20 protein-coding genes and 2 pseudogenes are annotated in these 22,076 nt (G+C 43.1%); 18 read left to right on the top strand and 4 right to left on the bottom strand.

Going from position 1 to position 22,076, the window contains the following annotated elements; translation table 11 throughout:
• The 7 genes and pseudogenes from BRO54_RS20230 to BRO54_RS02395 form a co-directional block, all read left to right on the top strand.
• Positions 1 to 251 (top strand): annotated as a pseudogene (locus tag BRO54_RS20230) (hypothetical protein); the annotation flags it as partial.
• 538 nt (positions 252 to 789) lie between these two features.
• Positions 790 to 3,003: a copper-translocating P-type ATPase gene (locus BRO54_RS02420; RefSeq protein WP_239691179.1), complete on the top strand. Its 2,214-nt coding sequence runs from the start codon at positions 790 to 792 to the stop codon at positions 3,001 to 3,003.
• Between the two features lie 3 nt (positions 3,004 to 3,006).
• Entirely contained in the window at positions 3,007 to 3,387 is a 381-nt protein-coding gene (locus BRO54_RS02415; protein ID WP_068895809.1) for a cupredoxin domain-containing protein, read from the top strand.
• 58 nt (positions 3,388 to 3,445) lie between these two features.
• Entirely contained in the window at positions 3,446 to 3,637 is a 192-nt protein-coding gene (locus tag BRO54_RS02410) for a DUF2933 domain-containing protein (protein WP_068895811.1), read from the top strand.
• A gap of 487 nt (positions 3,638 to 4,124) precedes the next feature.
• Positions 4,125 to 5,099 (top strand): F510_1955 family glycosylhydrolase, encoded by a 975-nt coding sequence (locus tag BRO54_RS02405; RefSeq protein WP_068895813.1) that lies wholly within the window; start codon positions 4,125 to 4,127, stop codon positions 5,097 to 5,099.
• A 111-nt stretch (positions 5,100 to 5,210) separates the two neighbouring features.
• Complete coding sequence (locus tag BRO54_RS02400) at positions 5,211 to 5,939, top strand: urease accessory protein UreH domain-containing protein (protein WP_047753479.1); 729 nt, start codon at positions 5,211 to 5,213, stop codon at positions 5,937 to 5,939.
• A 121-nt stretch (positions 5,940 to 6,060) separates the two neighbouring features.
• A complete protein-coding gene (locus BRO54_RS02395) occupies positions 6,061 to 7,314 on the top strand; it encodes a redoxin domain-containing protein (protein WP_139268033.1) in 1,254 nt (417 codons plus the stop codon).
• 74 nt (positions 7,315 to 7,388) lie between these two features.
• Here BRO54_RS02395 and BRO54_RS02390 read toward each other — a convergent pair whose 3' ends face one another.
• Positions 7,389 to 7,811, bottom strand: a complete 423-nt coding sequence (locus tag BRO54_RS02390; RefSeq protein ID WP_068895757.1) for an urease accessory protein UreH domain-containing protein — start codon at positions 7,809 to 7,811, stop codon at positions 7,389 to 7,391.
• A 35-nt stretch (positions 7,812 to 7,846) separates the two neighbouring features.
• Here BRO54_RS02390 and BRO54_RS02385 point away from each other — a divergent pair, with 35 nt between their 5' ends.
• The 5 genes from BRO54_RS02385 (at position 7,847) to BRO54_RS20350 (ending at position 11,643) form a co-directional block, all read left to right on the top strand.
• A complete protein-coding gene (locus tag BRO54_RS02385; RefSeq protein ID WP_011230402.1) occupies positions 7,847 to 8,158 on the top strand; it encodes a metal-sensing transcriptional repressor in 312 nt (103 codons plus the stop codon).
• 17 nt (positions 8,159 to 8,175) lie between these two features.
• Positions 8,176 to 10,572, top strand: a complete 2,397-nt coding sequence (locus BRO54_RS02380) for a heavy metal translocating P-type ATPase (RefSeq protein ID WP_068895755.1) — start codon at positions 8,176 to 8,178, stop codon at positions 10,570 to 10,572.
• 21 nt (positions 10,573 to 10,593) lie between these two features.
• Entirely contained in the window at positions 10,594 to 10,797 is a 204-nt protein-coding gene (gene copZ, locus BRO54_RS02375; protein ID WP_068895753.1) for a copper chaperone CopZ, read from the top strand.
• 177 nt (positions 10,798 to 10,974) lie between these two features.
• A complete protein-coding gene (locus BRO54_RS02370) occupies positions 10,975 to 11,280 on the top strand; it encodes a nucleotidyltransferase family protein (protein ID WP_239691178.1) in 306 nt (101 codons plus the stop codon).
• Positions 11,281 to 11,427: 147 nt separating this feature from the next.
• Positions 11,428 to 11,643: a HepT-like ribonuclease domain-containing protein gene (locus BRO54_RS20350; RefSeq protein WP_239691181.1), complete on the top strand. Its 216-nt coding sequence runs from the start codon at positions 11,428 to 11,430 to the stop codon at positions 11,641 to 11,643.
• Between the two features lie 304 nt (positions 11,644 to 11,947).
• On the opposite strand, the gene BRO54_RS02360 is transcribed toward BRO54_RS20350, so the two are convergent.
• Positions 11,948 to 13,546, bottom strand: a complete 1,599-nt coding sequence (locus BRO54_RS02360) for a multicopper oxidase family protein (protein ID WP_074043006.1) — start codon at positions 13,544 to 13,546, stop codon at positions 11,948 to 11,950.
• 128 nt (positions 13,547 to 13,674) lie between these two features.
• Positions 13,675 to 14,565: a C39 family peptidase gene (locus BRO54_RS02355; RefSeq protein WP_074043015.1), complete on the bottom strand. Its 891-nt coding sequence runs from the start codon at positions 14,563 to 14,565 to the stop codon at positions 13,675 to 13,677.
• Between the two features lie 498 nt (positions 14,566 to 15,063).
• On the opposite strand from BRO54_RS02355, the gene asnB reads away from it, so the two are divergent.
• On the top strand, positions 15,064 to 16,971 hold the full coding sequence (asnB, locus tag BRO54_RS02350; protein ID WP_074043005.1) for an asparagine synthase (glutamine-hydrolyzing): 1,908 nt from the start codon (positions 15,064 to 15,066) through the stop codon (positions 16,969 to 16,971).
• Positions 16,972 to 17,203: 232 nt separating this feature from the next.
• On the opposite strand, the pseudogene BRO54_RS20345 reads toward asnB, so the two are convergent.
• A pseudogene (locus BRO54_RS20345) lies at positions 17,204 to 17,401 on the bottom strand (hypothetical protein); the annotation flags it as partial.
• Between the two features lie 145 nt (positions 17,402 to 17,546).
• Between BRO54_RS20345 and BRO54_RS20340 the strand changes: the two are divergent.
• The 5 genes from BRO54_RS20340 (at position 17,547) to BRO54_RS20335 (ending at position 22,075) form a co-directional block, all read left to right on the top strand.
• A complete protein-coding gene (locus BRO54_RS20340; protein ID WP_239691180.1) occupies positions 17,547 to 18,839 on the top strand; it encodes an MBL fold metallo-hydrolase in 1,293 nt (430 codons plus the stop codon).
• Between the two features lie 96 nt (positions 18,840 to 18,935).
• Entirely contained in the window at positions 18,936 to 19,634 is a 699-nt protein-coding gene (locus BRO54_RS19255) for a PAS domain S-box protein (protein ID WP_239691177.1), read from the top strand.
• A gap of 73 nt (positions 19,635 to 19,707) precedes the next feature.
• Positions 19,708 to 20,043 carry a thioredoxin family protein gene (locus tag BRO54_RS02335; RefSeq protein WP_074043004.1) on the top strand — a complete coding sequence of 112 codons (336 nt, stop codon included), beginning with the start codon at positions 19,708 to 19,710 and terminating at the stop codon, positions 20,041 to 20,043.
• Between the two features lie 180 nt (positions 20,044 to 20,223).
• On the top strand, positions 20,224 to 21,453 hold the full coding sequence (locus BRO54_RS02330; protein WP_074043003.1) for an MFS transporter: 1,230 nt from the start codon (positions 20,224 to 20,226) through the stop codon (positions 21,451 to 21,453).
• A gap of 358 nt (positions 21,454 to 21,811) precedes the next feature.
• Complete coding sequence (locus BRO54_RS20335) at positions 21,812 to 22,075, top strand: hypothetical protein (protein ID WP_239691176.1); 264 nt, start codon at positions 21,812 to 21,814, stop codon at positions 22,073 to 22,075.
• The last annotated feature ends 1 nt before the right edge of the window (position 22,076 follow it).

Below are 22,076 nucleotides of genomic sequence, written 5' to 3'. Positions count from 1 at the left end.
ATTCTGGAATTTTAAGACTCTATGATTTGGCTTTAACTATGAGCGAAAACAAGACTAAATTTTATTTAGTTGCCCCAGATAAACGCGAAAAAGAAATTAAAGCACAACTTTTAAGGCCTTCCATTCGACATTCAAACGCTTGTCAAATTTCTTACATTTTATTTTCTGAACTCCGATGTGATTGTGATGCGATGTGCAAATTTGGGACTGACATAGGTGTTTTAGACAAAATTTCAAGAAATGTTGGATAGTATCTAAACATTTCACTTTGCTGGATAAAAAATCTGTTGCATTTCATGGTTAAGAAGCATGAGGCAGAACGGATAGCCCACATGGAGCCGTGTGCATCCTGAAGAATCTAACCCTAGTGAAAACAAGCATTATGGACGGTTGGGGGGAGACTACCATGCCTGATGCTGGTGGCTAAGCTACCCAAGCATCAATTTATTTCGCCATTCTTTGCAACGAATGTACACATGACATTTGCGTCTCTGTTGAGGGCTTGAAAAGGTCAGAATAAGAGGACATTGTTTGTATATCTACGCCCCCCAACCTTTTTTGTTTTTTTCGGGATATCAGAGAGCAGAGAGAAAGAAATAGGGGGGCGTCACATAAAAAGCTGTTCATCATTATCAAAAAGGTGATTAAAAGGATTTTATTTCTTTTTATTCACATATGAATAGATTCATCACGGTTTCAAGTGTCACCTAATTTTCTAAATTTCTCCATAAAATCTCCATGTTTCGTTCTTAATATTATTCACAAAGAAAACAATGCGGAGGGGAATTTATGGAGAGAAGAAATAACCATTCTTGCACCCATCACCATCATGATCACCAACATGATCACCATCATGACAAGCATCACCACAGCCACAGCCATCATCGCGTTCACCATCAAGAGAAACATTCATGCCATCACGAATCCAACACTTTCAGTTCTTCGATACACTCGGATACCTCACATCAAACAGAAGAGGGAGAAAAACACGAAAATGATGAACAATTGTATCGAGAACTAATGAAAAAATGGTGGTTTGCCGGAATATTGTCAGTTCCTGTTATATTGGTGTCATATCCAGATTTTTTTCCAATCATAAGAAATTTGTTGCCTATGGGAAGCAGTCAACTCTGGTTTAGCAGGTTGCTCATGGCAGTAGCAGCCTTAATCGTGATGATTTACAGCGGAAGCCAGTTTTTCATTGGTGCATGGGAAGGATTAAAACAACGTTCAGCCAATATGCATACACTGATTGCCATCGGGATCAGTGCGGCATGGATTTATTCGGTTGTCGCCTTGCTTTGGCCGGACTTATTTCCAGATCCATCGATGGCGGAAGTATATTACGATGTTTCAACGGTTGTCACTGCGTTAGTCGTATTAGGAATGGCGATGGAAGAAAAAGCGAAGGGCAAATCATCTGAAGCGATTAAAAGACTCATTGGTTTACAACCTAAGACGGCTCGGGTGTTAAAAGAAGGAGTGGAAACAGAAATTCCTGTATCGCAGATTCAGATCGGGGATATCGTTGTTGTACGGCCCGGTGAGAAGATACCGGTGGACGGAATCATTCTTGACGGAAGTTCAGCCGTTGATGAATCGATGTTGACCGGCGAATCGTTGCCTGTACAGAAAGTTCAAGGTGACGAAGTATTTGGCGGCACGATGAATAAAACAGGGAGCTTTACATTTCAGGTGACAAAGTCGCCGGATGATACCGCATTATCTAATATCATCAACATGGTGAGGCAAGCTCAAGGCTCCCGCATCCCTGTCCAACGAATTGTTGATAAAGTTTCTGCGATTTTTACTCCGAGTGTAATCATTTTGGCTATCATTGGGTACTTAATTTGGTTTAATTTCGGTCCTTCGCCTTCAAGTATGTATGCTCTAATTGTTTTAGTGACGACGCTCATTATTGCCTGCCCTTGTGCATTAGGAATGGCCACTCCTATGTCTTTAACAACCGGGATAGGTAAAGGAGCGGAAAACGGGATTCTCATCCGTTCCGGCGAAGCGCTGCAAATCGCCCAGAAATTAACGACCATCGTTTTAGATAAGACGGGGACGATCACCATGGGCAAACCTTCGTTAACCGATGTGATCCCTGTAGGATCACTCAAAGAAGAAGAATTAATTTATTTCGCGGCAACGCTTGAACAAGGATCGGAACATCCGTTAGCAGGTGCAATACTTGAAGCGGCTAAAGAGAAAAATATATTGCTAGGAAAAACCGAGAACTTTGAAGCTATACCGGGGCATGGTGTGCAAGGATGGATTGATGATCGCCATGTTCTATTCGGAAACTTGAAACTCATGAAGAAAGGCAATATTGCAACAGAAGCTTATATACAACATGCCGAAAGATTGGCGGACGAAGGAAAAACACCTATGTTTCTGGCGATTGATGGAAAACCGGAAGGAGTCATCTCCGTAGCGGATACGGTGAAACAAGATTCTTTAGAGGCAATTACGGCAATGAAAAACATTGGATTAGAGGTAATCATGGTTACGGGGGATAACGAGCGAACGGCGCGTGCAATCGCGAAGAAGGTAGGGATTACCAATGTCATCTCCGATGTGCTCCCGCAGAATAAAGCAGAAATTGTCCGGAAACTGCAAGCAGATGGGAAAAAAGTAGCGATGGTGGGAGATGGAATCAATGATGCCCCGGCGCTTACGCAGGCAGATATCGGAATGGCAATCGGAACCGGTACGGATGTAGCGATTGAAGCGAGTGATATTACCCTTGTTAAAGGAAGTTTAAAATCGGTAGTGCAAGCGATTCAAATTAGTCGGGCAACGATGAGAAATGTATATCAAAATTTAATTGGCGCGTTCATTTATAATGCATTAGGCATCCCAATCGCTCTTGGCGCGCTTTATCCATTGACCGGTTCATTATTGTCTCCGCTTGTAGCCGCAGCGGCAATGGCGTTTAGCTCTGTTACTGTTGTGGCAAACGCCAATCGCTTGAAACGTTTTCAACCAAAGGAGGTATGATTGATGGATATGACTCAAATGATCGTTAATGTGAGTGGGCTGCTCCTTATTGTTTTCATTGCTTGGTTTTTCTGGGGGCCTAAAAAGGGCGGATACAAAGCTACCTTCACTCCATCTGGATATCAAGAAGCAGAAATAATCGTCAAAGGCGGCTATACTCCACATATTGTTGTAGTCAAAAAAGGAAAGCCGGTGAAGTTTCAATTTATTCGAAAAGAGGAAAACTCTTGTTCGGAAATGGTTGTATTTCCTGAATTCAACAAAAGTGCGGTTCTCCCTGTTGGGGAAAAGGTGACGGTTGAATTTCTGCCAAAAGAAAGCGGAGAATATTCGTTTCAATGTCAAATGGGGATGTATCGCGGGAAAGTAGTTGTCCAGGATTAAAAGATGACATAGTGGTTTTTTCATAAAAGGTAAACTAAGCGGAAGAGGAGAGAGACGGATGAATTGGCTTAATTTTTTAATATTGTTACTGTGTCCTTTAATGATGCTATTTTGTATGAGAGGACATAAGCATCATAAGCATCATGATCATCACTCTTCTGATCATCATTCCATCAAGGAATTACAGGATCAGATTACACAATTACAGGCAGACAATGAACGATTAAAGGAACAATTAAAAAGTAAATGAGTGGCGAGAAGTGTGTACTAAAAGCGCTCGCTTTTAGTACACACTTGGCTTTTTTGTTATATTACTGTAGATGAGCAAATTCACTAACATAAATTGACAACCAAATAAAAAAGGAGACATGAACCCGACTCCTTGGGTAAAATAGATGTGCTCAAAACCCATTCACACAAGGAGGTTCATGTCTCATGAATCAATTAGCACATCATCAAGGAATCTACAAGTTTTTCTTAGCGTTGTGATTGGCGCTGCATTTCTCGAAATCGGTGAAAGTGATATCGACATTTCTGTCTGTTTTTTTATTTATATTTACTTGGAAGAAAATCACTCGAAAAAAGGCTCAAGCTAACAAAACTTAAAAGGATTTATGAAGAGTGACAAAGAAGTTGTTCATATCACTATTGAGAGAAACAAAACGCCATACATTTTGCAAATGTTTCTGTTATAAAATGTACAATGTCTACATCATACACAAAAAGGGGAATCAACCATGACAAAAATGACGAGAGCAATGATCATTACATCTGCCATTCTTCTTCTAAGCGCTTGTTCATCATCCAACGAAAAAGAGCAGGCCTTTATTACAAGCAAAGAACAAGCAAAATCGAATGTATCTGTTACCAATAATCCTTTCTTTAAAGAAAAAAAAGAAGGGAAGATCGAACATTTACACGGAATCGGTTATGCAGGCAATCAAAATGCGACTTACTTCGCTACACATGAAGGTTTATTCGTTTACCAAAATAATAAATGGTATGAAGCGATTTCTAATAAGCATGATTATATGGGCTTTTCGGCTACAGACGACGGCTTTTATTCATCAGGGCATCCGGAAGAAGGTTCATCGTTAGGAAATCCACTTGGTCTTGTGAAAAGTTTTGATAATGGACAAACATTGATGAATTTAGGATTTTATAAAGAATCTGATTTTCATTATATGACAGTGGGCTATAAAAGCCATACCATTTATATTGTGAACCATGAAGAAAACAAAACGCTCGGACAAGGGGTGTTTTACAGTAAAGACGACGGCAAAACGTGGTCGCAAAGTCAATTGAACGGCCTGCCGCAAACTGCAGCAGGAACGATCGCTGCCCACCCAACGGACGAAAATATGGTTGGAATTAGTACATCTGAAGGAATTTTTGTTTCAAGAGATAATGGGAATACGTTTGAACGGTTCACTCGAAAAATCAATACGACGACGTTTGCATTCCAAGAAAAATCCATTTTGTTTGCAGCTGTAGAGAACAATAAGTCTATCCTAATCAAACAATCATTAGATACAAAACAAGAGGAAGTTCTTTCCGTTCCTGTGTTGGATGAAAAAGATTATATTATGTATATCACCTCTAATCCAGCAAATGACAACGAAATAGTGATCGCTACGATGAATGGGGATATTTTCATGACAAAAAATAACGGTGGAAGCTGGACAAAACTAGCATCGAAAGGGAAAATATAAAAAGACATGCGGGCGCATGTCTTTTTGTTTGCCTAAAAATATATCGCTCCACAATTTTTGCAAAATTCACTGTTACAATATAAATAACGGATGGAGAGGGTGAGAAGAAGAGTGTATTCATTTCTAAGCCAAATCAGCAGCCTGCTAAGCCAGCCGTTTCTTAATATGGCTAACAGCACAACAGCGCTTCCTGTTTTGTCAGCGTTTCTTCTTGGCATAGTCGGAGCGATGGCTCCGTGCCAACTGACTAGCAACTTGGGAGCGATCACGTTGTACAGCAACCAATCTCTGCAAAGGGGGATCGCTTGGAAAGAACTGCTTTTATTTATTTTCGGAAAGATCATCGCTTTTTCCGGGTTAGGCTTGATCGTCTGGCTGATGGGGAAGGAGATTCAAAGTACACTGACACTATACTTTCCATGGTTAAGAAAGCTGATTGGTCCGATTCTTGTTCTCGTAGGCTTGTATTTGTTAGGGCTTTTTAAAATGTATTGGAATGTCACTTTGTTCAGAGTGCCGGAGAGATGGAGAAAAGGAAAAATCGGTTCGTTTTTCATGGGATTTGGCTTTTCGTTGGCTTTTTGTCCAACGATGTTTGTTCTATTTTTTGTTACTCTAATGCCTCTCGTATACTCAACGTCTTATGGAGTGTTGTTGCCGAGCGTCTTTGCCGTCGGAACTTCTGTACCGGTTATTTTCTTCATCCTCATCCTTTGGTACTTAGGATTGAGCGGTGCTGTCATGAAAAAAGGAAGACGGGTAGGGAAGCTCATTCAGCAAACCGCTGGAATTGTGATGGTATTGCTTGGCGTGTTAGATACCATCACTTATTGGTTTTAAAGAAGATGATGCAGTAACAATGTTTGGAAGAACGTTTCAAGATGGTTAGGGTGATGTAGTTATAGTTGTATTTTTTCGTCGCAACGAAGAATCCTTTCTAATACCGATAGAAATATGAATTTTGGGGGAATGTATATTGCAATTCGGCAATATAGTCGTTCAGGGCGAAAATCTTTTGCTTATCAGCGGCTTATTGATAAGTTATGTCATGTTTTATTATGGTATTAAAGTATTAAAAATAGAACGAAACATCATGGATTTAATTTTTAACAGTTTTATTAACGGTGTACTCATTTGGAAATTTAGTTATGTCGTTTTACATCCGAATTCAGTTTTACAAAATCCGATGACAATCCTTTATTTTAACGGGGGATATGTTGGCATTAGTATGGCGATTGTTTTTATCACGGTCTATACTTGGTTATATGTAAAAAAGCAGAATATTCCTGTGGTTTCTTATACGCGGGCAATGGTTCCAGCATATTTTGGCTATTTTAGCACCTTTGCATGGATCCGAGTAATGGAAAATTCCCAGAATTATTTCATCATTTTGCAAGCAATAGCAGCGATTTGTTTTTTTATAGTAGCATCACGAGTCAAAGCTCAAAAAACTTTATTGCAACTTCTTATATGGTTCCATCTCATTCAATTCGAACTAGCCATGTATAAAAAATATTTTGTAAATACAGGAATCGTATCAAAAGAAGTATGGTTGTATGGATCTCTCGTTATCGTTTTTATATGTATTTCATATTGGTTAGAGAGGCGAGAAAGAGAAGAAGTTCTTGAGGAGAGGAATAAAGGACGGGGAAGGACGGCTAATCAACTGGCTTTAGGTGTGATGGTGGTAAGTATTGCTGTATCTTCTATTTTTAACAGTCAACATGAAGTGGGAAAGGTTAAATCAAAATCGGTTCTATCTACTTCATTGGATTCGGGAAAAATCGGTACGAATAAAGGAGAAATTGCCCCAGATTTTGAATTGCGTTCAATTACAGGCGACAACATACAATTGTCTGATTTGCGTGGAAAAACGGTGATATTGAATTTTTGGGCTACTTGGTGTCCGCCTTGCAGAGCTGAAATGCCGGAAATGCAAAAGTTCTACGAAAACAATAAAAATAACAATGTAGAAATTTTGGCAGTCAACTTAACGAATAGCGAACGAGGTTCTGACGCGGTGAACGATTTTGTGAAAAATAAGGGAGTGACATTTAAAGTTGTGCTTGATGAGCAAGGGGAAATTGGAAATCTATACGGTGCAATAACGATCCCCACTTCGTATATCATCGATAAAAACGGGGTTATTAGAGATAAGTATATAGGTCCTATGTCTTATGAAACGATGGATCGCATGATTTCAGGAATTCAATAAAAGGTAAATGATGGTTCCTGCTGAGTGGAAGTGACAGGAATTGTGACTATCCACTCAGTAGGATATTTTTGATATTAAAAACCTGTGAATCCTCCAAACAAATCGGTAAAAAAGATGATAATCTTTTTCATCCAATCAAGAAACAGCATAATTCCCATGATAACCATCAGAATTCCCCAGACTCTGACGATGACAGTGTTATATTTTTTTATCCAATTTAACTTGCCGATAAAAAACGACATGATGAAAAAAGGTGCGGCAAACGCTAATACATAGGCGAACGTATATAACATGGCTGCACTCGGTTTGGTAGCCGCCAACGCGATCACTGATACAAGAATTGGACCTGTGCAGGGAGTCCAGCCCGCAGCGAATCCTATGCCAATTAAAATTGTGAATTTTTTGTGGAAAGCGGTTTTTTTCCTGCACAGGTATTGATTACGGTTTTGTGGTGAACATGATTTGTATAAGGTATCTCTGTTGCGTTTTATACCCATTACCGGTATAATGTAATTAAAAGAGGTGATGTTTGATGAACCATTATGAAGATCATAATATGGATAAAAAAATGGTTCCACGAACGGAACAGGAAATCGAAAGCATCATCAAGCGCTTGAAGCGCATTGAAGGACAAGTGCGCGGTGTGCAAAAAATGGTGGAGGACAATCGGTATTGCATCGATATTTTAGTGCAAATTTCTGCGATTACGGCCGCGTTAAATAAAGTCGGATTGAATTTGTTAGAACGCCATGTCAGCCATTGTGTGTCGAAAGCGATCCGCGAAGGAAGCGGAGAAGAATCCATTCGCGAATTAATGGATGTCATTAAACAGTTCTCAAAGTGAAAGGAGTGGGAAGCATTATGAGTGAACAAAAGCATGTGACACTTAGAGTGACCGGCATGACATGTGCCGCGTGTGCGAATCGGATTGAGAAAGTATTAAATAAGATGGATGGAGTAGAAGCCAATGTCAATTTGGCAATGGAAAAAGCAACGATTAAATATGATCCATCGAAACAAATGATCGCCGATATCGAAACAAAGATTGAGAATTTGGGGTATGGCGTTGCGACAGAAAAAGTGACGCTCGATATTGAAGGCATGACATGTGCGGCATGTGCGACACGGATTGAAAAAGGGTTAAATCGGATGGAAGGTGTTACAAGCGCTGCTGTAAACTTAGCGACAAACAGTGCGGTTGTCGAATACAAGGAAGGCGTTACATCTGTCGAAGACATTTTAGAGAAAATCAAAAAGCTTGGGTATAAGGGGCAAATTCGAAACGAAGAACAAGACGATGCTGGCCGGAAGGAAGAGCGGCTTAAACAAAAACAGCGGCAACTCGCTATTTCCATCATCTTATCGTTGCCGCTGCTTTATACGATGCTTGCCCATATGCCGTTTGCTATTGGCTTGCCGATGCCGCATCTCTTGATGAATCCGTGGTTCCAGCTTCTTTTAGCTACACCGGTTCAGTTCTACATCGGCGGTCCTTTCTATGTCGGGGCGTACCGGGCGTTACGAAACAAGAGCGCGAACATGGACGTCCTAGTGGCGCTTGGAACATCAGCCGCGTACTTTTACAGCTTGTATGAAGCTTTTCGGACACTTGGGAATCCTGAATATATGCCAAGATTATATTTTGAAACGAGTGCCGTCTTGATTACGCTTGTGCTTGTCGGAAAATACTTTGAGGCTCTTGCGAAAGGGCGAACAACAGAAGCTATCTCTAAGCTGTTGAGCCTGCAGGCAAAGGAAGCTACTGTCATCCGTAATGGGGAAGAAATAAAAGTTCCGCTCGAGGAAGTGGTGATCGGCGATACGATCCTTGTCAAGCCAGGAGAAAAAATCCCGGTGGACGGTACTGTCATCGCCGGAGCATCCTCCGTAGACGAATCGATGATTACCGGTGAATCGATTCCGGTTGATAAGAAGGAAGGCGACTATGTGATCGGAGCGACCATTAATACAAATGGGGTGCTGACCATTCGAGCAGAAAAAGTAGGAAAAGATACAGCACTTGCCAATATCATTAAAATCGTCGAAGAGGCACAAGGTTCGAAAGCTCCGATTCAGCGGATGGCGGATGTCCTGGCTGGTATTTTCGTACCAATTGTTGTAGGAATTGCGGTTGTTGCATTTATGATTTGGTACTTCTTTGCTGCGCCGGGTGATTTGGCGAAAGCGCTTGAGGCGGCCATCGCCGTTCTTGTCATCGCGTGCCCTTGTGCGCTCGGTTTGGCCACACCGACATCGATTATGGTCGGCACCGGCAAAGGGGCAGAACAGGGAATTCTCTTTAAAGGAGGTGAGTACCTAGAGGGAACGCATAAAATCAATGCCGTATTACTGGATAAAACAGGAACAGTGACAAAAGGAAAACCGGAAGTCACCGATGTGCTGGCCTTCCGCGAGGACATGCTCGATTATGCGGTTTCCGCCGAGAGCGCTTCGGAGCATCCGCTCGCTCATGCGATTGTGGAATACGGGAAGAAACAGGCGATTTCGCCAAAAACGTTGGAACGCTTTTCCGCCATTACCGGCCACGGAATTGAAGCGGTTATTGACGGAAAAAGCATCCTTATTGGGACGCGAAAATTGATGAAGGAACGCTCTGTAGCGATTTCTGTGCATGAAGATAAAATGGTAGAGCTTGAAAAACAAGGGAAAACAGTGATGCTCGTTGCCATCGATGGACAGCTTGCCGGCATCATTGCGGTCGCGGATACGGTGAAAGAAAGCTCTAAAGAAGCGATTCAAACATTAAAACAAATGGGCATCGATGTATATATGGCAACAGGGGACAATCAGCGGACGGCTGAAGCGATCGCCAATGAAGTAGGCATTGAGCATGTGTACGCCGAGGTGCTCCCGGAAGACAAAGCGAACATCGTCGAGGAATTGCAAAAGCAAGGGAAACGAGTGGCGATGGTCGGTGATGGAATTAATGACGCTCCAGCTCTTGCGAAAGCGGATATTGGGATGGCGATTGGCACGGGAGCTGATGTCGCCATCGAGACCGCGGACGTGACCTTGGTCGGCGGCGATTTGCGCCATATCCCGAAAGCCATTGAGTTGAGCCGCCAAACGATGAAAAACATTCGGCAAAATCTGTTCTGGGCGTTGTTTTATAATACGATCGGCATTCCGGTCGCCGCATTCGGATTATTGGAACCATGGATCGCGGGGGCAGCGATGGCGTTCAGCTCGGTGTCGGTTGTTACCAACGCGCTTCGTTTGAAGCGCGTGAAAATATAAACATTTAAGGAGGAATGGATGATGACGATTACGTTGCAAGTGCAAGGCATGACATGCGGACATTGCAAAGCGGCTGTGACGAATGCACTTCAAGCGTTGGATGGCGTCAGCCGTGTAGAGGTGCATTTGCAAGAAGGTACGGTCGATGTGGAGTATGATGAAACAAAGGTCAGCGTAGAAAAACTGAAAGAAGTGATTGAAGAGCAAGGATATGATGTGAAATAACATACGGAAGGTGCCCCGAAGTGATGACGGGGCACTTTTTTATCTAGAACGTAGCGGGACATTGTCATCGCCTAAACGAGTTCTCGGCTGGGGAAAGTTTTTTCTCTTCTTGAAGAATATCGGGAAAGCGGGATGTTATAATGAAAATAACAGGCGCGGAAAAAAGGGGGGATTTATTTGCTATCGCAACAAGACATCCTTAATGAAATGTCGAAATGTTTAGATTTATGGAAGAAAAAGTATGGTGTGAAGCGGATCGGGTTATTTGGCTTGTACAGTCGGGGGGAACAAAGGGAATCGAGTGACATTGATGTGTTGGTAGAATTTATGGATAATGCGGTGACGTTTGATCATTATATGGAGTTGAAACTGAGTTTGGAAGATCATTTTCAAAAACCAGTGGATTTAGTGATTGTAGATGATATCAAACCAGGATTAAAGCCGACTATTTTAAGGAGTGTTAAGTATGCAGAGGGATCCTAGCGTCTTTTGGCAAGATATTTTGGCTGCTGCAGAGAAAATTGAGAAGTACACCCAAGGGCTTTCTTATGATGACTTTTTAGATAATGATTCACCCAAGGGCTTTCTTATGATGACTTTTTAGATAATGATTTAGTATCAGATGCAGTCATTAAAAACATATTAGTGATTGGAGAAGCAGCGAAAAACATTCCAGACGAAATCAGGCAAGCATCCCCATATATCGAATGGAGAAAGATGGCTGGCATGAGGGATATGCTGATCCACAGTTATTTCTCCATTAATTATCGAATTGTGTGGGATGTCGTTCGAAATAAGATCCCTGTATTAAAACAGCACGTTGAACGATTGCTAAATGAAAGTTAGACTTCAATTCAAACCGTATGCGCCGTTTGGGGATAGCTCGTTATTCAAAAAAGGGGTTGGCCTAGAAGACCAGTGAAAAAAGGTTTCCGCGCGCCAATCAGCGGTATTTCACCGGAAAAGAAAGCTGATTTCACAATGCTTCTCAAATGGAAAAACGGCTAGGATCAGCCAGCATTTTTCACTAAATCGTCAGCCCTCTAAGCGAAGCGTAGGTGGCGGGTAGTTTACACCTATATATGGTAATAAGACAAAGAGGGACTGACCCAAAACGCATTTGTGTTTTGGGTCAGCCCCTTCAGCTTTTTTATTCACCTTTATTCGTTGTGTCATTCGGATCTGGGGTATAGTCCGATTTGTAGTCGGTATATTTTACTTCTGTGACCATTCCCGCTGAAGCATGGTGCAAGTCATGGCAATGGAACATCCAATTTCCCGGATTATCCGCTTTAAACGCGACGACATATTCTTCACCAGGGTTTACATTTAACGAATCCTTCATCAATGGAGAGCCTGTGACTGGCTTGCCGTTTTTGCTTAACACTTGGAAGAAATGGCCATGTAAATGCATTGGGTGTACATCTTTTGGTGAATTGTTCACAATTCTGACTTTTACTAAATCTCCTGTCTTCACATTGATCGGCGCTGTGTCAGGATACGTTTTACCATTAATCGTGAAAATCATGCCATTTTTGCCCATGGCGGTTCCTAAATCCATCGTGTACTCTACATCATATTTTTGGTCTAACGTAAATGGACCTGTCTCATATTTTCCGTATTTTGTAATATCTACCATAGGGAGATTTTCTTTTGCGTTCGCTTTGTCCGTATTGTTTGCTTGTCCTTCGTATTGAATTTTCACTTTCATGCCATCGGTGCCTTTCATATTTCCGTGACATTCCAGAAGCCATTCACCCGGGTTATTGGCGATAAACTCAATGTCGTAGCGCTCACCCGGAGCGATATTCAACAGTTCATCTTTGATTGGTTGCGGATCTTTTAATGGCTGTCCGTCTGTTGCGACAATTTTAAACTCATGTCCATGCAAATGAAGCTTGTGGGACATGTACCCTGCATTGACAAGACGAAGTCGCACTTTTTCGCCTTTTTTCACTTTTAACGGTTGGACAGCAGCCCCGCTTTTTCCGTTAATCGTGAAAATATCGTACATATTCATGTTATGTCCCATGCTGTTCATATCCATTTGTTGATGATCAGAGTTATTTCCATTATTCATATTACTATGATCCATGCCGCTCATATCCATATTTCCGCTCATATTCATACTGTTTTCCGCATTCGGGTCGCTCATCCATTCATCTAATACAAGCGTGTAATCTCGATCGACTTTTTCTTCATTTTTCGGTTCTACGATTAATGTTCCGTACAGTCCTTTGTCCACTTGCTCTGCGCTTTTTTGATGGGAGTGGTAAAAATACGTTCCCGGCACGGTTGCTGTAAATTCATACGTAAACGTTTCACCCGGTTTAATGGCGTCCATCGTGACACCCGGTACTCCATCTTGGTTATTTGGAACAGGATAGCCGTGCCAGTGAATCGTAACCGGTTCTGGCAATTCATTTTTTAAAACAATTTTCACCTTATCCCCTTGCTTCACGCGGATTTGTGCACCAGGCACGGATCCATTATACGTGTATACCGGGAGTTTGACTTGATCGTTGATTTGTAATAATGCTTCCTTCGCAGTAAGGTGAATTTCTTTCCCGGATAATACTTCTGTATTGGTTGCTAAAGGCAATTGCTGCTTGCTCGTTTCTGCGGAAGCATCTTCTTTTTTCATATTCATGCCGGACATGTCGTGTCCCTGCATCGAAGATGGGTTTGAGCAAGCTGCGCCAATCGCTGCTACTCCTGCGAAAATGGCGCCAAGCAGCCATTTCTTCATGTCATTTTCCCTCCTTAAGCTTGTAGTGCGAGATGCAATTATATGATAAAAAATAGATGTGCAAAATGTATGGAGAAAATCGTTCAACTGAAATGTAAAAAAGGCAAGCGATTCGGATTCACCGATGTCTAACGGTGGTAGGTAATCGCCTGCCGTCCCATTTGAACCCAAGCGTCGATAAAGTCTTGTTTCGGCGCTTTTTGGTTTTTGACAGCGGTCAATGGATCATTGAAATAAATATACTGCTCATCATATCCCGTAATGAGCACCGCATGTTCCCGGTACGTGATTTTGATCGGGCCTTGCGGGGTTTGCCATTCCCGAAAGGCAGAGGGAGGAAGAGGACGAAAGGTGGTGTTCGTAATCACCCAAACTGGTGTGCCTTTGGCCAAGTATGTATAGATGATCTCAAACGATTGCCCTGTTAAGTCGACGATTTGGTTTGGCAAGTACCATTCAGCCAACTGCTTGATCGGCTTGTGGTACACGCCGTATCCAGGCTTCGATAACGTATACATATCGCCGACAAACCCTTCATTTGGGTGTCCGTAAAACACTTGGCCATTCCTCACTTGATATGGAGTAGGGTTTTTCTTGATTTGTTTCGCCAACGTCATCTTATCGACGCGAATGCCCGCATGATTCAAGAGCATGGCCAAGCTGGTCACCTCGCATCCTCTTGGCAGTTCCGGAAGCTGAGACAAAAGGGGAGCGTCAATAAGGACGGATGTCCTTAGAATTTGTTTCTTTGAAGGAGCAGCTGATCGATTCGCCTCCTTCACTTGATTGATGGGGGGCGGATCGGTTTCTCTGCTGTTTCTTTTCTGTACGAAGGCTTTGATGGCATCGCCTGTCTGGGCCGAGCTTGCATAATAGGATAATGAGGCGGCCAATAGCAAGAAACAGGAAATATACAATCCGAGCGACAGTTGATCCATCCTCCCGTTTAGAGGTCTTCTCAAGAGAACAAAACAAAGGGAAATAATGAGAAAAGTCAAAAAAAGGATAAACGCTAACAAGCCATTCTCAACCCCTTTGTGAAAAGTGGCTGTTTTTATATTAACAAGTAAGTATGCAGAAACTATGAAATTCATACTTTCTCCATATTTTATCGTTAATATATGGGGAAACTGAAAATCTTGCAAGCAGTTTTCCTGAAAAAATGGAAACAGATTGTTTTTGAAACTTGATTTTGTGTACGTTAGAATGAAAGTGTCTTTGTATAAATCTTTCTCTTTCTTAATTGTTAAAGGTTCATCACCAAAAGATGTACTTGACTTTTAAAGACAAACATGATAGCAATGTTGCTCAAAGAGATGTGTGGTATAAAAAGGAAAAATGCTGTTTTGGTTTTCTCTATCATGATCGTCTTTCTTTGTCAAGTACACTTTGTGGTGAAGAGCCTGTTAAAGCAAAAAATGTCATTTTTTTAAAATTGAACAAAATAGCTTTTGGTGTTGTTTTTGTTCTGTATATACATCGATTCTTCTTAGCAAAGTGGGGGGACAATCATTACTATGTGCGGTTTTATTGGTTGTATTCATGATCGCCCGAGAGCGATTGAGCAAACATGGAAAACAGTGTTGATGGAGATGAACCGCCTGATTACCCATCGCGGCCCCGACGATGAGGGGTATTTTTTTGATGAATACGTGAGTTTTGGCTTTCGGCGGCTGAGCATCATCGATCTGGAGGCGGGGCATCAGCCGCTGTCTTATGAAAACGATCGATATTGGATCATTTTTAACGGGGAAATTTACAACTATATTGAATTGCGGGAAGAGCTGGCGGCGAAAGGATATTCGTTTGCGACGCATTCGGATACCGAGGCGATTGTTGCCCTTTACAGCGCGGAAAAAGAAAAAGCGGTCGAAAAACTGCGCGGGATGTTTGCGTTTGTCATTTGGGACAAGCAAGAGAAAACGGTGTTTGCGGCGCGGGATCCGTTTGGCATTAAGCCATTTTTTTATGCGGAGCAAGGAGGGCGCACATTTTTCGCTTCGGAAAAGAAAAGCATCTTGCTGGCTCTGGGACAGGAAGCGTTGGACTGCGATTCCCTGCAGCATTATTTAACGTTCCAATATGTTCCTGAGCCGATGACGATGTCGGCCGGCATTTACAAGCTGGAGCCGGGGCATTATATCAAGAAAAAAGTCGGGGAACCGCTCACGATTCATCGTTATTGGAAGGCATCCTTCGATCCGATTCGTCAATCGGAAGAGGAGCTTGTCAAGCAAATCCGCGATGCGCTGTTTGATTCGGTCAGCGTCCATATGCGCAGCGATGTGCCGGTCGGCGCGTTTTTGTCGGGGGGCATTGATTCATCGTTCATCGTCGCCATCGCGAAACAATTCCATCCGCACCTAAAGACGTTTTCTGTCGGGTTTGAGCGGGAAGGGTTCAGCGAAATTGATGTCGCCCAAGAAACGGCGGAGAAGCTTGGGGTGGACAATATTAGCTATGTCATTTCGCCGCAGGAGTATATCGATGAATTGCCGAAAATCATGTGGTATATGGATGATCCGCTGGCTGATCCTGCGGCTGTGCCGTTGTATTTTGTCGCCCGTGAGGCGAGAAAGCATGTCACAGTTGTGCTTTCCGGCGAGGGGGCGGACGAGCTGTTTGGCGGCTACAACATCTACCGCGAACCAGAGTCGTTGCGGCTGTTTGCGCGAATGCCAAGCATCGTAAAAGCCGTGTTGCGGATGATCGCGAAGCTGCTTCCGGACGGGATGAAAGGAAAAAGCTTTTTGGAGCGCGGCACAACACCGCTCGAAGAACGGTATGTCGGCAATGCCAAAATCTATAGCGAAAAGGAAAAAGCGGCGTTACTCAAAACGTACCAAGAGGGGCGCGAATATACGGCGGTGACGGCTCCTTTTTACCGCGAAACGCTTCATTACCCGCCCGTCAACCGGATGCAGTATATTGACCTTCATACATGGCTAAGGGGTGATATTTTAGTCAAAGCGGACAAAATGACGATGGCCCATTCGCTTGAGCTGCGCGTTCCCTTTTTAGACAAAAAGGTGTTTGACGTCGCGGCCAAAATCGCCCCTGACATGAAAACAGCCAACGGCACGACGAAATATATTTTGCGTAAAGCGGCCGAGGGCATTGTGCCGGATCATGTGTTAAACCGAAAAAAATTAGGGTTCCCGGTGCCGATTCGCCACTGGCTGAAAAACGAAATGTATGACTGGGCGAGACAGCTCATCAACGAAAGCGAGACGGATCATCTGTTCCATAAGGACGTGCTCTATCGGCTGCTGGATGAGCATGCCCGCCACAAGGCGGACCATAGCCGCAAGCTGTGGACGGTGTTGGCGTTTATGATTTGGCATCAAGTCTATGTGGAAAAGAAGTATGATTTTGTCCGATCCATGCAAAACGAGAAACAGTCAGTGTCCGTTTTGGAGGTGTAGCGAGGAAGCGGTCCCGGGCTCAACCGGGACGCTTTTTTATCATCTGAACCGAGACTCTCATTCCTTTCCAGTGAAGCGAAAGCGGGGAAACAGGTCCGCTTTGATTTTTAAAACAGGATTTTATGAACGGAATATGAACAAAAAACGATGGTTGGCAGAAGAGAAAATTCCATTCCGCTGCCTTGTCAATTTTCCCGGTTATGGTATATGCTTGTTCCATTAAGACGCTAAACTACCATATATTGGTTTGGTATTTTTGCTGTACAACTACATATCGTTCTGCCAAACAATGATCTGGGCGATCATGGCTCGAAGAAATGTCTGAAGCCCCTCGGTCTTTCCAACTGCCGCGATATTTCACCTGGCACGCCAGCCGGCTCATCACGCCCTCCGAGTAGCTCATCGGACGCATTCCTGCCGTGCCCATGCCTTGTTCCGAAAGTCACTCTTTTTCATGTTTATGTCAAAAAAAGATAAGGGAAATCCCCTATGGGTATATAAATTTGTTACATATACAATGTAATTAAGTTAATTAAAACAAATTTGAAATTCGAATACAAAGGGAGTGATGAATGGTGGCGAACGTGTATGATGCAAAAGTAGCCATTGTTGGAGCGGGTTCAGCAGGAATTTCAATCGCAGCGCGGTTGTTGAGAAAAAATCGTCAATTACATGGGCAGGTGTTGCTTATTGACCCATCGGATAAACATTACTATCAATCGCTTTGGACGCTCGTTGGTGGCGGGGCAGCCAAAGTGGAAGACTCTGTTCGCGAGCAAGCATCGCTCATCCCAGAGGGAGCAAAATGGCTGAAGGAAGCGGTCTATACATTCTCGCCAGAAAACAATACGTTAGAAACGAAAGAAGGTTCAACGGTTCGTTACGACTATTTAGTTGTAGCTGCAGGAATTGAAATTTATTGGGATCAAATCAAAGGGCTAAAAGAAACAATTGGCAAAAATGGAGTTTGCAGCAACTATTCATATGATTACGTTCAAAGCACATGGGAGAACATTCGCAACTTCCGTGGCGGTACAGCGATTTTTACCCAACCAAGCACACCAGTAAAATGTGGCGGCGCACCACAAAAAATTATGTATCTAGCTGACGATTATTTCCGTCAATCAGGTGTGCGTGAGCATACAAATATCATTTTTGCTTCTGGTTTGCCAAATATTTTCGCTGTGAAACGATATGCTGATACGCTCGAACAAGTCATTCAACGAAAAAATATTGAGACAAAATATCGTGTGGAGTTAGTTGAAATTGATGGAGATACAAAAAAAGCAACATTTGAACATCTATTTTTCGATGAGCAATTAGCGCATATGTCTTATTTAGTTGGATGTCAACGTACAGGAGAAGCGATCGTCATCGATCCAGGTCGCAATATAGATTGGTACATCGACACCGCGAAAAAAGAAGGGTTGCAAATTGTTGCGGCAACAGAAACACACATTCACGCTGACTTCGTTTCAGGAGCAAAAGAATTAGTAAAACGCTGCGGGGCAAAGCTGTATTTATCGGATGAAGGAGATGAAAATTGGAAATATGAATATTTAGATGAAGTTGACCACGAACTTGTGAAAGAGGGAAGTGTTTTTACAGTAGGGAATGTTGAATTTCAAGTGCTGCATACACCTGGTCATACACCAGAGCACGTTTCCTTTATCTTAACCGATAAAGGCGGCGGTGCGACAAAGCCGATGGGCATTTTTACAGGTGATTTCGTATTTGTTGGTGACGTTGGCCGTCCAGATCTGCTTGAAAAAGCGGCAGGGGTTTCTGGCACAGCGGATGTTGGCGCTCGCCAAATGTTTGAGTCGCTGAAAAAATTCAAAGCGCTCCCAGATTATTTACAGGTATAGCCGGCGCACGGAGCGGGAAGTGCGTGCGGGAAAGCTCTTGGTGCCGTTCCTGTTTCAACGGTTGGATATGAAAAGCTGACCAACTGGGCGCTGAAAGTGGCGGATGAAGAAGAGTTTGTGAAACTATTGCTTACAGGTCAACCGGAGCCGCCCAAATATTTTGCAATGATGAAGAAAGTGAACAAAATCGGCCCTGCGTATGTAAATGAAGAAGAAGTTCCAGCGTTGTCAACACGCGACCATTTTGCGTATATTCAAGATGGAATTATTGTCATGGATCATGAACGAACAATTGTTGAGATGAATCCAGCCGCCAAGCGGCTCACTGGTTGGCAACTTGGTGAAAAAGTGCCGTATTGTTCATTTTGTCAACAACGCAAAGTGAAAGAAGGAGAAGAACGGTGTTACTTAATTGCCACAGAAGAAGTTCCGTATTTTGTATCCGAAATGCCGACCGATCATGGACAGTGGATTGATGTAGAAATGAGCACAGAGCTCATTCTCGAACAAGATAAGGCGAAATATTATTTGCTTGTTTTGCGTGATCAAACGGCAAAGAAAAAAGAAGAAGAGGCGCGTCGTTCAAAGTGGATGGTGAAAAAATTAACAGAAGCAAAAGAACAAGAACATAAACGTCTTGCTCAAGAATTGCATGACGGTGTCGGGCAATCGCTCTACAGTATTTCCATCGCATTAGATAATATCATTCAGCGAGTGCAAGATGAAAAACTGCACATATACGTCAAAGAAGTGCGTGAAGAGCTTGGGAGAGTCATGGAAGATGTGAAGCTATAAACGATGCCCGAAAAAGTGGCTCGATGGTCTTTTCCAAGATGTTTCGAAAAAGCAAGAAAATGAGGGGATTCGTGTGAGGGAATTTGCAGCGTTAACGAATATGGACATGATTGACCGTTTTATTGATGAAAATGAGCTGGCGTTTTTGTTTCTTTCTAGTCAAAGTTGCGGGGTTTGCCATGCGCTTTATCCGAAAGTGGGAGAATTAATGGAAGAATTCCCGTTGATTCAACTGGGGCATATTGTCGTAGACGATGTGAAAGAAGCAGCCGGGCGTTTTTCGGTTTTCACGGCTCCCGTTTTACTTTTATTTGTCGATGGAAAAGAGGTTTTTCGAGAAGCGCGTTTTGTGCATATGGATTTATTGCGTGAAAAGGTGGGGAAAATATACAAAATGGTGGTCGGTTAAAACGTGTGGGGAACATTTTGGCATCATAGTTCAGCTTGTAGAGCAGGCATCATCGATTTTGCAAAAAGGAGCTTATACGCTTTTTAGAAGGCTGGTGAAACACAATGATGTTTGCCAAATCCGTTCGTTCTGGTTGGAAAGAAGAGATGGTTGCACCGATGAAGAAGAGGTGAATGTCGAATGGTGGAGCGGAAAAATGGGATTATGGAAAACTTTCTTCAATTCACGTTATTAGTCGTGATCAATTTGTTTGTTGGATCAATGGTAGGGATCGAGCGAACGATCCTTCCTTTATTAGGTGAGAAACAGTTTGGTTTGGCTTCGACAAGCGCCGCTCTTTCTTTTATCATTAGTTTCGGTTTTTCCAAGGCGATTGTGAATTATTTTGCCGGTCAAATTGCAGATCGATTTGGAAGAAAACGAGTCCTTTTGATCGGTTGGGCGATTGGTCTTTTCGTGCCGATTCTTACAATTTACGCCCATGCGTGGTGGGTCATTGTATTTGCGAACATTTTATTAGGCATTAACCAAGGTTTGACTTGGTCTATGACGGTGAACATGAAGATTGACATTGCGAAAGCGAACCAAAGAGGAACAGCGGTCGGATTAAATGAGTTTGCGGGTTACTCGGGCGTCGCCATGATGGCAGCGGTATCAGGATTTATGGCTTCCCGCTATTCATTAAGTCCCGAACCGTTTTATGTAGGAATCGGCATCGCGATGGTCGGAATGTTGCTGTCTCTCATTGTGAAGGATACGGAACAACACCTAAAGACGCAAGTTCAGGATCATGGTTCGGCAATGCCAGACCGTTCTTTATCCTCTAGAGAGATCTTTCGTTTGACATCATGGAAAGATCCTACTCTCTCTAGTGCGAGCTTTTCTGGATTGTCGACTAATTTGAAAGACGGAATGGCGTGGGGGTTGTTTCCTTTATATTTTTCGACAGTCGGATTAAGTGTAAGTGAGATCGGTGCGATTGTGGCGATATATCCAGCCGCGTGGGGTTTTTTTCAACTGTTTACGGGGGCGTTGAGTGACAAAATCGGAAGAAAGAAGCTGGTTACCTATGGCATGTGGGTGCAAGCTTTTTCGCTCTGGTTTCTTTTAGTTGTCAACCATTTTTCTTTATGGGTTTTGGGGGCGATTTTTTTAGGTTTGGGTACCGCGATGGTTTACCCGACTTTGCAAGCGGTGATCGGGGATGTTGCGTCACCGAATTGGCGCGCGTCATCGATGGGGGTATATCGCTTTTGGAGAGATAGCGGTTATGCGTTTGGGGCTCTTGCCGCAGGGGTTATAGCAGATGTAGTAGGCGTGACATGGTCGATTGGGATTGTAGCGTTGTTTCCGTTTCTAGCGGGGGTCTATTCACATGTGCGGATGGATGAAACTTTGAAGAAACCGTGACAAAGTAGGCTGTGAAGTGTGTTGATCTATTGACTTGTTTGGAAGCTCTACCCGCTGTTCGCAACCCCTTCTTTGTTATGGCGCAATCCGTTCGGGGTGCTGTATTTGCCAAGTGGAAATCGCGGTGTCATGCTTGGGGTGGCAACGGCTGTAATCGTGACGATGTTTCGCGCCTATCACCGAAAAATCCCTATGCATTTGTTAGTGAACTCGCTGATAGTTTTTATTTAGGAGGCCGCTTTGTTTATTATTTGTTTGAAAGGCGATACGGTTCATCGTTGGATCATAGTTGGTTTGCTTCCGATCCTATTCATTTGTACCAATTATTTTTGACCGTTGCTGTCATGTTGTGGACCGTATGGCAACGAAACGTATTATGCTGGAGGGAGTAAAAACGTTGCGAAAAATCGTTGTTGTGCTTGTATTGTTTGTTTTGGCAGGATGGGCGGTTTACGATACGTTGTCGAATCAAGTTGCTTCCCCGGTGGAGGATGGAACGCAACATGAAAGTGAAATCGTTGAAGGGATTGAGGTGGGAAATCAAGCGTCGGATTTTGCATTGCGGACGCTTGATGGGAAGGAAGTGAGACTATCTGACCTTCGCGGCAAAAGGGTGATGTGAA

It is taken from the genome of Geobacillus proteiniphilus, assembly GCF_001908025.1.
Lineage (GTDB): Bacteria > Bacillota > Bacilli > Bacillales > Anoxybacillaceae > Geobacillus > Geobacillus proteiniphilus.
Note: the sequence above shows the minus strand (reverse complement) of the source record. Positions and strands in the feature narration are given on the sequence as shown.